The 13,257-nt window shown below is 63.7% G+C and carries 16 protein-coding genes; 6 read left to right on the top strand and 10 right to left on the bottom strand.

Going from position 1 to position 13,257, the window contains the following annotated elements:
- Positions 1-4: 4 nt before the first annotated feature.
- From truA to def, 4 genes are all read right to left on the bottom strand, one after another.
- Positions 5-748 (bottom strand): tRNA pseudouridine(38-40) synthase TruA, encoded by a 744-nt coding sequence (truA, locus tag ACHMW7_RS26460; RefSeq protein ID WP_395448357.1) that lies wholly within the window; start codon positions 746-748, stop codon positions 5-7.
- Between the two features lie 23 nt (positions 749-771).
- A complete protein-coding gene (locus tag ACHMW7_RS26465; protein ID WP_395448358.1) occupies positions 772-1,281 on the bottom strand; it encodes a GNAT family N-acetyltransferase in 510 nt (169 codons plus the stop codon).
- Positions 1,278-2,213, bottom strand: coding sequence for a methionyl-tRNA formyltransferase (gene fmt / locus ACHMW7_RS26470; RefSeq protein ID WP_395448359.1), 936 nt, complete (start codon positions 2,211-2,213; stop codon positions 1,278-1,280). Before fmt ends, ACHMW7_RS26465 begins: the two co-directional genes overlap by 4 nt.
- Positions 2,214-2,314: 101 nt before the next feature.
- Positions 2,315-2,845, bottom strand: coding sequence for a peptide deformylase (def, locus tag ACHMW7_RS26475; protein ID WP_395451449.1), 531 nt, complete (start codon positions 2,843-2,845; stop codon positions 2,315-2,317).
- Between the two features lie 103 nt (positions 2,846-2,948).
- Here def and ACHMW7_RS26480 point away from each other — a divergent pair, with 103 nt between their 5' ends.
- Positions 2,949-4,214, top strand: coding sequence for a DNA recombination protein RmuC (locus ACHMW7_RS26480; protein ID WP_395448360.1), 1,266 nt, complete (start codon positions 2,949-2,951; stop codon positions 4,212-4,214).
- Here the strand turns inward: ACHMW7_RS26480 and ACHMW7_RS26485 are convergent.
- Complete coding sequence (locus tag ACHMW7_RS26485) at positions 4,211-4,615, bottom strand: GFA family protein (RefSeq protein WP_395448361.1); 405 nt, start codon at positions 4,613-4,615, stop codon at positions 4,211-4,213. The two genes, ACHMW7_RS26480 and ACHMW7_RS26485, sit on opposite strands and share 4 nt — an antisense overlap.
- A 40-nt stretch (positions 4,616-4,655) precedes the next feature.
- Positions 4,656-5,633 (bottom strand): cation diffusion facilitator family transporter, encoded by a 978-nt coding sequence (locus tag ACHMW7_RS26490; RefSeq protein WP_395448362.1) that lies wholly within the window; start codon positions 5,631-5,633, stop codon positions 4,656-4,658.
- A gap of 154 nt (positions 5,634-5,787) precedes the next feature.
- Here ACHMW7_RS26490 and ACHMW7_RS26495 point away from each other — a divergent pair, with 154 nt between their 5' ends.
- Both ACHMW7_RS26495 and sugE read left to right on the top strand, forming a co-directional pair.
- Entirely contained in the window at positions 5,788-5,913 is a 126-nt protein-coding gene (locus ACHMW7_RS26495; RefSeq protein WP_108609499.1) for a hypothetical protein, read from the top strand.
- Positions 5,914-6,073: 160 nt separating this feature from the next.
- Complete coding sequence (gene sugE / locus ACHMW7_RS26500) at positions 6,074-6,388, top strand: quaternary ammonium compound efflux SMR transporter SugE (RefSeq protein ID WP_184773330.1); 315 nt, start codon at positions 6,074-6,076, stop codon at positions 6,386-6,388.
- A gap of 247 nt (positions 6,389-6,635) precedes the next feature.
- Here the strand turns inward: sugE and ACHMW7_RS26505 are convergent, their stop codons facing one another.
- Positions 6,636-7,064: a DUF6481 family protein gene (locus tag ACHMW7_RS26505; protein ID WP_395448363.1), complete on the bottom strand. Its 429-nt coding sequence runs from the start codon at positions 7,062-7,064 to the stop codon at positions 6,636-6,638.
- Between the two features lie 219 nt (positions 7,065-7,283).
- Between ACHMW7_RS26505 and ACHMW7_RS26510 the strand changes: the two genes are divergently transcribed.
- From ACHMW7_RS26510 to ACHMW7_RS26520, 3 genes are all read left to right on the top strand, one after another.
- The gene (locus ACHMW7_RS26510) at positions 7,284-8,342 is read left to right on the top strand and encodes an LLM class flavin-dependent oxidoreductase (RefSeq protein WP_395448364.1); all 1,059 of its coding nucleotides are present in this window, start codon (positions 7,284-7,286) and stop codon (positions 8,340-8,342) included.
- Positions 8,343-8,458: 116 nt separating this feature from the next.
- Positions 8,459-9,283, top strand: coding sequence for an arylamine N-acetyltransferase (locus ACHMW7_RS26515; protein WP_395448365.1), 825 nt, complete (start codon positions 8,459-8,461; stop codon positions 9,281-9,283).
- Entirely contained in the window at positions 9,280-10,281 is a 1,002-nt protein-coding gene (locus ACHMW7_RS26520) for an LLM class flavin-dependent oxidoreductase (RefSeq protein WP_395448366.1), read from the top strand. Before ACHMW7_RS26515 ends, ACHMW7_RS26520 begins: the two co-directional genes overlap by 4 nt.
- Positions 10,282-10,430: 149 nt before the next feature.
- Here ACHMW7_RS26520 and ACHMW7_RS26525 read toward each other — a convergent pair whose 3' ends face one another.
- The 3 genes from ACHMW7_RS26525 to ACHMW7_RS26535 form a co-directional block, all read right to left on the bottom strand.
- A complete protein-coding gene (locus ACHMW7_RS26525; RefSeq protein ID WP_395448367.1) occupies positions 10,431-11,678 on the bottom strand; it encodes a lytic murein transglycosylase in 1,248 nt (415 codons plus the stop codon).
- A gap of 25 nt (positions 11,679-11,703) precedes the next feature.
- A complete protein-coding gene (gene recR / locus ACHMW7_RS26530) occupies positions 11,704-12,309 on the bottom strand; it encodes a recombination mediator RecR (RefSeq protein ID WP_395448368.1) in 606 nt (201 codons plus the stop codon).
- Positions 12,310-12,397: 88 nt separating this feature from the next.
- Positions 12,398-13,111, bottom strand: coding sequence for a cell wall hydrolase (locus ACHMW7_RS26535; RefSeq protein ID WP_395448369.1), 714 nt, complete (start codon positions 13,109-13,111; stop codon positions 12,398-12,400).
- Positions 13,112-13,257 lie beyond the last annotated feature (146 nt).

The following is a 13,257-nucleotide window of genomic DNA, read 5'->3' on the forward strand; positions in this document are numbered from 1 at the left end:
TGGCTTAATAGTCGACGCCGCTGAGATAGAGCCCGTCGGGCGGGGCGACCTGGCCGCAGGCCGCACGATCGCGCGCCTCCAGCGCTGCCTGGAGGTCGCTAGCACTCCAGCCGCCCTCGCCGACACGCTTCAGGCTGCCGACCATCGAGCGGACCTGATTGTGCAGGAACGAGCGCGCCGACGTCCTGACCTCGATCACGTCGTCAATACGCGTCACGTCGAGTTGGGCGAGCGTCCGCAGCGGACTGTTGGCCTGGCACTGGGTCGAGCGGAAAGTGGTGAAGTCGTGCCGGCCGAGCAAGAGCTTGGCGGCCTCGGCCATGGCCTCGTGGTCGAGGCGCTTGGGCACCCACCAGACCTTGCCGCGCTCAAGGGCAGCAGGCGCCCGGCGATTGAGGATGCGGTAGATGTAATGACGTCCTTTAGCCGAGAAGCGGGCATCGAACTCATCAGGCACCTGCTGTGCCACAAGCACCGCCACCGTCTCGCCCGCGGCCTGCAGATGCGCGTTGACGGCGTCGCGAACCTTGTCGTTGGCCCAAGCCTTGGTCAGGTCGGCATGGGCCACCTGCGCGGTGGCGTGCACGCCGGCATCGGTGCGGCCGGCACCGCGCAACGAGATCTCGTCGCCAGAAAATTTCAGGATCGCCTGCTCGATCGCCGCCTGTACCGTGTGCAGGCCGGCCTGCCGCTGCCATCCGGCATAGGCGCGACCGTCATATTCGAGATCGAGTCGATAGCGCGGCATGTGCTGCAAGAACTCCGGCCGCGTTACGCGGCCAGAGCCGTACCGAACGCCGAGGCGTAGACCAGCTTGCCGGTCTCGGGTGCATCGCCCCAGGCCAGCGCCTGCAGCGCCTCGCACTGGTAATCGCTCTCGAACTTCGCCGCGCGATCATGCGCATAACCGAAGCGGCCGTAATAGGCCGGATCGCCAAGCACCACGGCCAGCGTCTCGCCGGCATCCTTGAGGCGGATATGGGCTTCGCGGATCAGCGCGCCGCCGATGCCGGTGCCGTGGAAATCGGGCTCGACTGCCAGCGGTGCAAGCGCGACCGCCGGAACGGTCTTGCCGCCGTTCTGGACATAGAGCCTGGAAAACAGGATATGGCCGACAACGTCGCCATCCTCTTCGGCCACCAGTTCGACGACCGCGTCGCCTTCGGCGACCAGTGCGTCGACGAGACCAGCCTCGGCCTGCTGCCCGAAGGCGTGTTCTTCAACGAGGCGGATCGCCTCGCGGTCGCGGGGCGTAGCCGCCCGGATCGACATCATGCTCATGACAACTTCATTCCTTTTTCGATCTTGGCACCGCGCAGGAATTCATCCGCGGTGACGGGTTTTCCTCCCGCCCTTTGTACCTCGACCAGCCTGACGGCAGCTTCGCCGCAGGCAATCTCCAACCGGTCGTCGAGAACCGTTCCCGGCTCTCCTTGTCCAGCGGCACGTTGCGAGCGCAATATTTTCAAGCGCTCGGCTCGTCCGCCGATTTCGATTTCGCACCACGCGCCGGGAAATGGCGACAGGCCGCGGATATTGTTGTCGACCGCCGTTGCCGGCAAGGTCCAATCGATCCGCGTCTCCGCTTTATCGATTTTTTTGGCGTAGGTCACGCCTTCGCTGGCCTGGGACGCCGTTTCCAGCCTGCCCGCTTCGAGTTCCGCCAGTGCTTGTACCATCAGCGAAGCACCCACCGCCATCAGACGATCGTGCAACGCGCCAGCTGTCATGTCGGGTCCAATCGCGACTTTTTCAAGTCGCGCCACCGGTCCGGTGTCCAACCCCTCTTCCATCCGCATGATCATCATGCCGGTTTCAGCGTCGCCCGCCATGATGGCGCGCTGGATCGGAGCCGCCCCGCGCCAGCGCGGCAGAAGCGAGGCATGGCCGTTGTAGCAGCCGAGTCGCGTGCCCTCTAGAATGGCCTTTGGCAACAGCAGGCCGTAAGCGACAACCACGGCGACATCCGCCTTGAGGTCGGCAAACGCGGCCTGCTCGGCCGCGCTTTTCAGCGACAGCGGCGTGCGCACCTCGATGCCAAGGCGCTCGGCTTCGCGCTGCACCGGCGACGGTGTCAGCTCAAGCCCGCGGCGGCCGGCGGCGCGTGGCGGCTGGCTGTAGACGGCAACGACCTCGTGCCCGGCCTCTGATATCGCGCGCAGCGTCGGCACGGAAAAATCCGGCGTTCCCATGAAGATGACACGAAGGCTCATTCGGCTCTGGCTATCCCGCAACGCCCCGGATGGCGTCGGCCGTCCGTTCAGGCGATAGCTTCAAACGGGTTTACGTGCCTAAGGTCAAGCCCGTCGGGATCTCACCCCACCATGCGGCTCGGCGGACGGTCCTTGGCGAGCTTCTTGAACTTCTTCATCACCATGTCGCGCTTGAGCTTGGAGATGTAGTCGATGAACAGCACGCCGTTCAAATGGTCGATCTCATGCTGCAGGCAGGTGGCGAGCAGGCCATCTGCTTCCACTTCCTGCGCTTTGCCATGCTCGTCGAGATACTTGACTCGCACCGTCGCCGGGCGTTCGACCTCGGCGTAATAGTCGGGGATCGACAGGCAGCCCTCTTCATAGATCGAACGGTCGTCGCCGCTCGCCAGAATCTCGGGATTGATGACGATGCGCGGCGCCGGCTCCTCGCCCTCCTTGGCAAGGTCGATCACCAGCATGCGGAGCGGCTCGCCAACCTGGATCGCAGCGAGGCCAATGCCAGGCGCGTCATACATGGTGTCGAGCATGTCGCGCGCGAACTTGCGCACACCGTCGTCGATGCGTTCGACCGGCTTGGATTGCTCGCGCAGGAGCGGATCGGGAAGAAGGATGAGCGGCTTGATCGTCATGCGCATCAACTAAGATGCCGGACGAAAACCGTCAACTGGTCTGACGCGGCGATGTTCCCGCTTTGATCTGACCCTTCAGTGCGAATCGGTTATGGTGCGCGCCATGAACGAGCTTTCCGGCATCTTGTCAGCCCCCATTGCCCAGCTTGGCGCCACCATCATCACGCTCGGCCAGGCGCTTGGATTCGCAGCCTTGCTGTTTGTCGCCCTGGTCGCCGTCCTGATGATCGCGCTGTGGCGCTCGGCCAGGGCACGCGCTGTCGCTGCGGCCGAAGCCGCCGACCACGCCCGCGATGCCGAGGCGCGCATGGCCGGCATCCTGCAGGCGCAAGCGGAGATGCAGGGCCGGCTCGGCACCGTCGCCGACATCTTCGGCGCGCGCCAGGCAGAACTGACCCAGTCGCTCGGCCAGCGCCTCGACGCGATGACCGGCCGCATCGGCCAGACCATGGTCGAGCAGACCAAGTCGACGCATGACAGCCTGGCCAAGCTGCAGGAGCGGCTGGCCGTCATCGACACTGCCCAGGGCAACATCCAGTCGCTCGCCGGCCAGGTCGTGCAGTTGCAGGCGATCTTGTCCAACAAGCAGACGCGCGGCGCCTTTGGCCAATCGCGCATGGAAACGATCGTTGCCGACGGCCTGCCCCTTGGCGCCTACGAATTCCAGGCGACACTGTCGAACAACAACCGCCCGGACTGCCTGGTCAAGATGCCGAACGGCGCGCCGTCACTGGTGATCGACGCCAAGTTCCCGCTCGAGGCCTGGAACGCCATCCGCGCAGCAGCCGATGTCGAGGGTGCCGCGGATGCACAAAAGTATGCCGCCCAGGCCTTCCGGCGCGACCTTGAGGTCCACATCAAGGCGATCTCGGAGAAATATCTGATATCGGGCGAGACGCAGGACACCGCCTTCATGTTCGTGCCCTCGGAATCGATCTTCGCCGAGATCCACGAGAATTTCGAATCGCTGGTGCATCGCGCTCACCGCGCCCGCATCGTCATCGTCTCGCCGTCGCTTTTGATGCTGTCGATCCAGGTCATCCAGGCGATCCTCAAGGATGCCCGCATGCGCGAACAGGCCCACCTGATCCAGGGCGAGGTCATCCGCCTGATGGAAGACGTCGGCCGCCTCGACGAGCGCGTGCGCAAGCTGCAGACGCATTTCGGCCAGGCCAGCAGGGACATCGACGACATCCTGGTGTCGTCGTCCAAGGTCACCAAGCGCGGCGAAAAGATCGAGGCGCTGGAGTTCGGCGCGTCGCATCCCGGCGAGGCGGACGAAGCCGCGAAACCTCAAGCACCAAACGCCCGTGTCGCCGATTCCAAGACCGGCCAGCTCAGGCTGCGGGTGGTCGAGGAGAGCGACTAGGACTGCCTCTCGACCGTCTCCATGCTGTCGAACTCGGGCAGCCAGTGCAGCGCCGAGCGGTGCCAAACCTGCTTGCGCGGCACCAGTTGCTCGCGCTGGTCGGAAGTGCCCGTCCTGAGGCCATAGACTTTCGGTCCGTCGCCGACGGAGGTGGCAAACAGATGCGACCCGCATTCGGCGCAAAAGCCCTGCGCCCGCTTGTTGCCGCTCTCGCCAACCTTGACGTAAATCTTCGGCGTACCCGAAAACGCGATCTTGTCCTCCGCTACCGGAACCGTGACGCGGAAGGCCGTTCCGGTCAGCTTCTGGCAATCGGTGCAATGGCAGATCGCCGTCTTTTCGGGGTCAACCTCGGCCTTGTAGGTGATGGCGCCACAGTGGCACCCGCCCTCGATCTTCATGAAATGCCTCCTCGTCGGAAATGGTGATGTCGGCGGCATCCTAGTTCATTTCGGGTGCGGCCGTCCCGCCTTGCGGGTTCACGATTCGCTCCCGCCGCTCCTGCCAGTGTTGCGCTGTCTGCGGCTTGACGAAAACGGCCGTCACTTCCGGCACCTCGGCCTTGAGCTTGGCCTCCAGCCGCTCGACGCAGGTCTCGATCTCGGCGGCCGAGATATGATCGACGAAATCGAGGCTGAGGCCGGCGACGATCTGCTCCGGCCCCATGTGCACGGTCAGCACGCCATTGGCCTTCTCGACGGCCGGATCGGCCTGGGCGATCGCCAGGACCTTGGCTTGCACATCCGGCAGCGCCGGTTCGCCCATCAGCAGCCCCTTGCTCTCACGTGCCAGGAACACCGCGGTAGCGGCCAGAATCAGGCTGATGCCGATCGAGGCGGCACCATCGAGCCAGGGCTGTTCGAAATATTGCGCGGCTGAAATGCCAATGAAGGCGATCACCAGGCCAAGCAGTGCCGCGCTATCTTCGAACAGCACGGTATAGACGCTCGGATCCTTGCTGCGGCGGACGGCCTGGATGTAGCCCAGCGTGCCCTTGCTACGGCGGAATTCCTTGAGCGCGACCAGCCACGAGCCGGCCTCGAACACCAGGCACAATCCAAGCACGACATAGTTGATCAGCGGATTTTCGATCGGCTCGGGGGCAAGCATGTGGATGATGCCTTCGTAGAAGGCGACCCCGGCACCGAGCGCGAAGACCAAAAGAGCGACGATGAAGCTCCAGAAGTAGAGCTCGCGGCCGTGGCCGAACGGGTGCATCAGGTCCGCCGGCTGGGCGGCACGATGGAGGCCGTAGAGCAGCAACAGGCCGTTGCCGGTATCGACGAGCGAATGTACACCTTCCGACAGCATCGCCGAGCTGCCGGTGAAGGCCGCGGCAACGAACTTGGTGACGGCGATGAGCAGATTGCCCGCTATCGCCGCGAAGATCACAAGCTTCGAACCGGAATGTGCCGCCATCTCTCCCTCGCCTTCTCAGACTGTAGCGGGGACAATTTCGCACTCAAGCATTTTCGCCCGGCGCCAGACCCACAGCCGACACCCTCAATAGCCCTCTTGCAAGCGAGCCAACTTCGCGTTTCACTTCGCGTCTCAGCAGCGGGAGAAACGAATCATGGCCAAAGGTGCGATGAAAGCCGGGAAAGAAGCCCGGAAACCCAAAAAGGATGCCAAGAAGCCAGCGCCAGCGCCGGCATTCAAGGCACCTCCGGTGCAAGCGACCAAGATCAAGGACAAGTAAGTCCCTCCTGGTTTCGCGCCAATCTACGGCGCCCGGTCTCGGCCGGGCGCAAGGTTGAACTCTTCTCCGAAAAATCCTATCTATCCGGGCGCAAGGACGACCTTGCGCTTTCCCAATAAAAACCCGGCCGGGACGACCCGCCATCCCAATGGAGCACTCCATGGCTTGGACTTATCTGTTTTTCGCGGGGATTTTCGAGATCGGCTGGGCTATCGGCCTGAAATACACCGACGGCTTTACCAAGCCGATGCCAACTATCCTCACCATCGCTTCGATGATCGTCAGCCTCGGTCTGCTCGGCCTGGCTTTGAAGACGCTGCCTGTCGGCACCGCCTATGCGATCTGGACCGGCATCGGCACGGTTGGTACCGCGATGCTTGGCATCTGGCTGCTGGGCGAGCCGGCAACGGCGCTTCGCCTCGCCTGCATCGGCCTGATTGTCTCCGGCATCGTCGGCCTCAAGCTCGTCGCCTGATCACCAGCCAACGTCCAACGGCCTGCCCGAAACGGGCGGGCCGCACCCGTCCTCCTTGCAAATCTCTCATGCCTGTCGGGATCGATTCCGATTTCCGCAGCCATGTATCAGACGCGCGAAAGCGATCCGCGCCCGGGGCTTGGCAATACCCCCGGTCGCGAATCGCTAGCGATGTGAATTTGCTATCGAGCCCGATTACCGGGCCGATGAGTCATTCAAGCGAATTTGGCTAATTAAGCCTGCGTGCTCAGCCGTAGTTGGCCGAGGGCGGCATCCGCTTGCCGCGCGCCTTGCGCGCAGCGTAGCGCGCATCGCGCTTGGCCTTGCGCTCAGCCTCGTCGGAGAGCACGCGGCTGATACGGTCGGCCTCTTCGGCCTCGCGCGCCTTGGCATCCGCCTGTGCGGCCTCTTCGGCGGCCAGTCGTTCGGCTTCAGCCTTGGCTTCGCGCTCGGCCTTCTCAGCCGCTTCGCGAGCCAGGCGTTCCTGCCTCAGCTTTTCCTTCTCGGCTTCGCGGATGGCGCGAGCCTCTAGGATGGCCTTGCGTTCGGCCTGGCGTGCCACGACCGCTGGGTCGTCGGCTGCCGGGCGTGCCTTGTACTTTTCGAGGAGAGCTTTCTTTGCGTCATTGGCAGCATTGCGCCGCTCGAAGACGTCTTTTTCCCTGTAGATTGCCAATTTGATTTCCCTGGAGTCACTTCGCGCCGTTTACATACGCGCGCGAAGGCATAGTTCAAGCGCCAAAAAGGCATGTCTCCCATGAATTCGCGCGATGTTGCGGATAGGAAACGCTCTTTGACGCCAATCTCGATATGGATTGTTCACTAGACCGCATCTGGCGGCTTTGTGGAGCGATGGCTACCTGTAGCACGAATAACAGCGACAGGACCAGCGATCATGGAACTTGGCCTCTACACTTTTGCAGACGTTAGCCCAGAGCCGAGCCCCGGTGCCATCGGAGCGCATCAGCGGTTGCGCAATCTCATCGAAGAAATCGAACTGGCTGACCAGGTCGGGCTCGACGTTTTCGGCCTCGGCGAGCATCACCGCCCCGACTATGCCGCCTCCGCGCCCGTGTTGGCGCTTGCCGCCGCGGCAGAGCGCACCAAGCGCATCCGGCTGTCCAGCGCCGTCACCGTTTTGTCCTCCGACGACCCAGTGCGCGTGTTCCAGCAGTTCGCCACCCTCGATCTGCTCTCCAACGGCCGCGCCGAGATCATGGCAGGGCGCGGCTCGTTCATCGAATCGTTCCCGCTGTTTGGCTACAATCTCGAGGACTATGACGAGCTGTTCGCCGAAAAGCTCGATCTGCTCCTGGCATTGCGCGACAGCGAACGCGTGACCTGGACCGGCACGCATCGCGCGCCGATCAGCGATCGTGGCGTCTATCCCCGTCCCTATCAGGACAATCTGCCGATCTGGATCGCCATTGGCGGCACGCCGCAGTCGGCGGCACGCGCCGGTGTGCTTGGCCTGCCCCTGGCGCTTGCCATCATCGGTGGCGAACCGGCGCGATTCGCGCCGCTGTTCGATATCTATCGCGAGGCGGCACGCCGCGGCGGCCAGGATCCGGCCAAGCTCGCGACCAGCATCAACGTGCATGGTTTTGTCGGCGAAACCACCGAGCAGGCGGCCGACGATTTCTACGGGCCACAGGCCGAAGTGATGAACCGCATCGGCCGCGAGCGCGGCTGGGGTCCGACATCTCGGGCGCATTTCGACCAGTCGCGTTCGCCCAGCGGCGCGCTGTTTGTCGGCAACCCGGAAGTGGTGGCGGAAAAGATCGTCGCGCAGCACAAGATCTTCAACAACGACCGCTTCCTGCTGCAGATGGCGATCGGCCTGATGCCGCACGACAAGATCATGAAGGCGATCGAGCTCTACGGCACCAAGGTCGCACCGCAGGTGCGCAAGGAATTGGGCACTGACATATCGCAGCCCGGTGCGGCTGCCTGACAAGACAGGCCGCAGGATGATCTCATCTTGCGGCCCGCACCGCATTTCTGATTAGGCCAGCCTTTGCGGCGGGCAATCAGCGTCCCTATATCGGAACGGCAACCGGTAGACCCGCCATGGCCGATTTCGATCTCAGCGCCTATTTCCAGCGTATTGGCTATGCCGGCCCAGGCGAGCCTACGCTTGATGCCCTGCGGGCACTGCACCTGCTGCATCCGCAAGCCATACCCTTCGAGAACCTCGACCCTTTCCTGCATCGCCCGGTCGACCTCGACCCGGCAGTTGTGCAGCGCAAACTGGTGGCAAGCGGGCGCGGCGGCTACTGCTTCGAGCACAACCTGCTGTTCATGGAAGCATTGAAAGGGCTCGGCTTCAGCGTGTCGGGCCTTGCCGCCCGCGTCCTGTGGGGCCAGCCCGAGGACGCCATCACAGCGCGCGGCCACATGCTGCTCAAGGTCGAACTCGACGGACAGACTTGGCTCGTCGACGTCGGCTTTGGCGGGCTGACCCAGACCGCGCCGCTTTTGTTTCAGCTCGGGCGCGAACAGGCAACGCCACACGAAACCTTCCGCATCATCGAAACCGACGGCCATTTCCGCACCCAGGCGAACACCGGCGGCGAATGGCGCACGCTCTACCGCTTCGACCTGCAGGAGCAATATCCGGTCGACTATTCCGTCTCCAACTATTTCCTGTCGACCAATCCGGCCTCACATTTCCGCATCAACCTGATCGCTGCGCGCGCCTTGCCCGAGGGGCGGCTGGCGCTCGCCAACAACAGGCTGTCGCACTATCACGCCGGCGGCCGCGTCGAGCGCCGCGAACTCGCGAACGCCACCGAACTGGCTGACATCATCACCACACAATTCGGCATCGACATCCCCGATGCGGATGCCTTCAGCGCCTTGGCGCGCGAGAAAATCTTCCAGGAGAAGCCATGACCACCCTGTCCGTGCTCGATCTGTCACCGGTCATCGAAGGCAGCACCGCTGGTCAATCCCTGCGCAATACGCTCGATCTCGCCCGCCACGCCGAGAAACTCGGCTTCCACCGCTACTGGCTGGCCGAACACCACAACATGGCCGGCATCGCCAGCGCCGCGACATCAGTGGTCATCGCGCACGTTGCTGCGGGCACCAGTACGATTCGTGTCGGCGCCGGCGGCATCATGTTGCCCAACCATGCGCCTCTTGTGATCGCCGAGCAGTTCGGCACGCTGGCCGCCCTTCACCCAGGCCGCATCGACCTCGGCATCGGCCGCGCGCCCGGCACCGACATGCTCACCGCACGGGCGCTGCGTCGCAATCTCGAAGCCGGGGTCGACAATTTTCCGCAGGATGTCGTCGAGCTCATGGGATACTTCGAGCCGGCGACGCCGGAACAACGCATCCGCGCGGTGCCCGGCGAAGGCGAACAGGTCGAGGTCTGGGTGCTCGGCTCAAGCCTCTATGGCGCCCAGCTCGCCGCCATGCTCGGCCTTCCCTACGCCTTTGCCTCGCATTTCGCTCCGTCAGAACTCGACCATGCGCTCGAGATCTATCGCTCGCGCTTCCAGCCCTCGGAACGGCTGGCCAAGCCTTATGTCATGGCCGGCATCAACATCGTGGCAGCCGACACGGACGCCGAGGCAAAGCTGCTGTTTAGCTCGGTACAGCAGGCTTTCGTCAATTTGCGCAGCGGCCGGCCGGGTCGCCTGCCGGCTCCGCTCGAAGGTTATGAGCGCGAACTTGATCCGGTCGCCCGTCAGATGCTGTCGCAGACGCTCGCCTGCGCGGTTGTCGGTTCACCTGAAACGGTGCGACGCGGCGTCGAGGCGTTCATCGCCCGCACCGGTGCGGACGAACTGATGGTCACGGCGCAGGTGTTCGACCACACCGCACGCAAGCGCTCCTACGAGATTTTGGCTGAGGTTGGCGCTGGCCTGTCGAAGGCGGCGTGAGCGCACCTGCCTTCTCCCTTGTGGGACAAGGTGACCGAGCAAAACGAGGTCGGATGGGGGTGTTGGGCGGAGCGCCATGCTGCCCCCTCATCCGCCTTAACTCCGTCAGGTACCTTCTTCCACAGGGGAGAAAGACGGACGTCTGCTGGTTACCGCATCGCCTCGACGATGGCTTTGTCCGGGAAACACGTCGCGGCCTGGCCATTCTTGGCCTGCCAGTCGCCGATCGAGCGTCGGGTCTTGAACCCAGGCAGTCCGTCGGCGCCGCCGACGTCGTAACCGAGCTTTTCCAGACCCCGCTGCATCGAGGCGACATCGGAGCGATAGAGCCCATCGACCTTGCCCCAGGCGCCGGTGAAACGCTTGTCGCCTGACGCAATGCGGTCGGCGCCGTGGCCGATGAACAGGGCGTAGACGTCACTCTCGTTGTATTCCTTGAGCACGTAGAAGTTGGGCGTGACAATGAAGGCCGGACCGTTGCGCCCCGCCGGCATCATCAGGAAACCTTCGGCGCGCGCCTCGTTTTGCGGGAACGGCTTGCCGCCGGCGCGAGTGATGCCCAAAGCCGTCCAGTCGGCGATCTTCTTGCCCCGGTCCGGGCCTTCGAGCGCGCAAGAGACATTGCCGGGCAGCGTCACCTCAAAACCCCAGTCGCGGCCCTTCACCCAGCCATAGTGGACGAGATAGTTGGCGATCGAGGCCAGCGTGTCGGGTGTCGAGTTCCAGATGTCGGCGCGGCCGTCACCGTCGAAATCGACAGCATGCTCGAGGAACGACGTCGGCAGGAATTGCGGCTGCCCGAGCGCACCGGCCCAGGACGAACGCATGGCCTTGCGGCTGACCAGCCCGCGCTCGACCATTTCAAGGCCGGCGAGCAGCTCCTTGCGGAACATGTCCTTGCGGGTGGCAAGAAACGCCTTCGTGCCCAGCACCTCGAAGGCATCATAGGGCATCTTCGCCGCACCGAAGCCGGACTCGCGCCCCCAGATGGCGAGCACCACACCCGCGGGCACGCCGAAACGTTTCTCGATCGCGGCAAGCGTCTTGGCGTTGGCCCCGGCGCGCGAGCGTCCGCCTGCGGTCACCGCGCCCAGCGTCTTCTCAGCGAAATAATTACCCGGTGAGCCGAACTCGGCCTGATGCTGCGTCTTCGGCGTCTTGGGCTTTTCGCCCGGCAAAACGAGGTCGGGCAGCTTGAGATTCGGCGAAACGCCTGAAAAAGCCGCGTCGAATGTTGCCTTGGAGATGCCCTTGGCCTTGGCTTCCGGCCACAGGTCCTTGATGAGCCAGACCTGGAACTGGTCGTCGATCTTGGCGGCGGAGGCGGGGATGGCGAATGCGAACAACGCTGCGGCAAGGGCGGCGAGAATTGAAAGCAGCGAAGAAAGTCTTTTCATCCAACCTCCCTGCCGGGCAATTGCGTCAAAACACGGTCCGTGATTTGAGCGCCGCCGACAGCGTGCCTTCGTCGAGATAATCGAGTTCGCCGCCGACCGGCACGCCATGGGCCAGCCGCGTGACCTTGATGTCGAAACCGGAGAGCTGGTCGGTGAGATAATGCGCCGTGGTCTGGCCCTCGACAGTGGCGTTGACGGCGAGGATGACCTCGCTGACGCCGCCTTCGGCAATCCGCGTTACCAGTTGCTTGATGGTGAGCTGGTCCGGGCCAATGCCGTCGAGCGGCGACAGCGTGCCGCCGAGCACGTGGAAACGCGCGTTCATGGCGCCGGCCCGTTCCAGTGCCCACAGGTCGGAGACGTCCTCGACAACAATGATGGTGGTCGGGTCACGGCGCGGGTCGATGCAGATCATGCACGGATCCGAGGTATCGACATTGCCGCAGGTCGAGCACACCCGCACCTTGTCGACCGCCTCGCCCATGGCGGCCGCCAGCGGCGCGAGCAGCTGCTCTTTTTTCTTGATCAGATGAAGTGCGGCGCGGCGGGCCGAGCGCGGCCCAAGCCCCGGCACCTTGGCCAGGAGCTGGATCAGGCGTTCGATCTCGGGACCAGCGATTCGCTTCGACATGGAAGCGATATAAAACGAGTAGGCAATGGTGAGTAGCGAATAGTGAAGACCGAGGCAAACTGACCGCCCCATTCCCTAATCGTTACTCTCACTCCTGCATCGGCCGATCCTGGCTGGCGATGAGCGCACCGATGGCGTCGGCGTCCGCTGGTGTTGCCTGGAACGACATCGCACTGGCCAGCGCCGCATCGGAACCGGCGGAAGCGACAGTGGTCGGCGCCTCGACCACACCGGGTAGCGTTGGCTGCCCGGCTGAGGCGACCATCGTTTCGGGCTCCATGACCGCCGGCAGCTTGCGCCTGCTGCGCTTCTCGTAGAAGGCATTGCCGCCGGCCACGGTCGTGTAGTGCATGTTCTTGTAGGGGAATTTCAGCCCGGCGGTATGGAAGAACATCACGTCGTCCTTCACCTTGGGATGGCGTTCGCCCTTGAGCACGGCGTCGGCAGCGGCCTGGACATCGGGCAGCGCCTGGGAATTCATCGGCCGCGACAGTACGCCGGGGGCGAACTGGCCTTTCTGGCCGACGACACCGCAGACTGTCTCGCCATACTCGCCCGATTTGAGCCGGTTCATGACGACGCTGCCGACGGCGACAAGGCCGTCGCGGCTTGAGCGGTTGGATTCGAAGAACATCGCCCGCGCCAGGCATTCTTTGTCCTTCGCCGTATAGGCGTAGGAACTCGAGCGTATTGAGCTCGTGGTGACCCCGTCAGCGAGCTTGCTGGTGGTGCAGCCGGAAACGACAAACGGTGAGGCAATGACGCCGACGAAGATCGGCATCTTCCATTTATTGGCGATCAAAAGCGCCCCTCTTCTAAGCCCGCCACGTCCCCAGATTGCAGCAACAATGAGCCCGTTTCGGGCAAAATGATGACCATGTGGTTAAAACTGCGTCTTTGCCGGGCTCGCCTCGGCAACGCCCGGTCGCTATGGTCGGGCCAAAGACA

Source organism: Aminobacter sp. UC22_36, from assembly GCF_044056035.1.
Classification (GTDB): Bacteria; Pseudomonadota; Alphaproteobacteria; order Rhizobiales; family Rhizobiaceae; genus Aminobacter.

Bases quoted from the DNA above. Each gene is read 5' to 3' on its own strand.
- truA (WP_395448357.1), bottom strand. From the start codon at position 748: ATGCCGCGCTATCGACTCGATCTCGAATATGACGGTCGCGCCTATGCC.
- ACHMW7_RS26465 (WP_395448358.1), bottom strand. From the start codon at position 1,281: ATGAGCATGATGTCGATCCGGGCGGCTACGCCCCGCGACCGCGAGGCG.
- fmt (WP_395448359.1), bottom strand. From the start codon at position 2,213: ATGAGCCTTCGTGTCATCTTCATGGGAACGCCGGATTTTTCCGTGCCG.
- def (WP_395451449.1), bottom strand. From the start codon at position 2,845: ATGACGATCAAGCCGCTCATCCTTCTTCCCGATCCGCTCCTGCGCGAG.
- ACHMW7_RS26480 (WP_395448360.1), top strand. From the start codon at position 2,949: ATGAACGAGCTTTCCGGCATCTTGTCAGCCCCCATTGCCCAGCTTGGC.
- ACHMW7_RS26485 (WP_395448361.1), bottom strand. From the start codon at position 4,615: ATGAAGATCGAGGGCGGGTGCCACTGTGGCGCCATCACCTACAAGGCC.
- ACHMW7_RS26490 (WP_395448362.1), bottom strand. From the start codon at position 5,633: ATGGCGGCACATTCCGGTTCGAAGCTTGTGATCTTCGCGGCGATAGCG.
- ACHMW7_RS26495 (WP_108609499.1), top strand. From the start codon at position 5,788: ATGGCCAAAGGTGCGATGAAAGCCGGGAAAGAAGCCCGGAAACCCAAA.
- sugE (WP_184773330.1), top strand. From the start codon at position 6,074: ATGGCTTGGACTTATCTGTTTTTCGCGGGGATTTTCGAGATCGGCTGG.
- ACHMW7_RS26510 (WP_395448364.1), top strand. From the start codon at position 7,284: ATGGAACTTGGCCTCTACACTTTTGCAGACGTTAGCCCAGAGCCGAGC.
- ACHMW7_RS26515 (WP_395448365.1), top strand. From the start codon at position 8,459: ATGGCCGATTTCGATCTCAGCGCCTATTTCCAGCGTATTGGCTATGCC.
- ACHMW7_RS26520 (WP_395448366.1), top strand. From the start codon at position 9,280: ATGACCACCCTGTCCGTGCTCGATCTGTCACCGGTCATCGAAGGCAGC.
- ACHMW7_RS26525 (WP_395448367.1), bottom strand. From the start codon at position 11,678: ATGAAAAGACTTTCTTCGCTGCTTTCAATTCTCGCCGCCCTTGCCGCA.
- recR (WP_395448368.1), bottom strand. From the start codon at position 12,309: ATGTCGAAGCGAATCGCTGGTCCCGAGATCGAACGCCTGATCCAGCTC.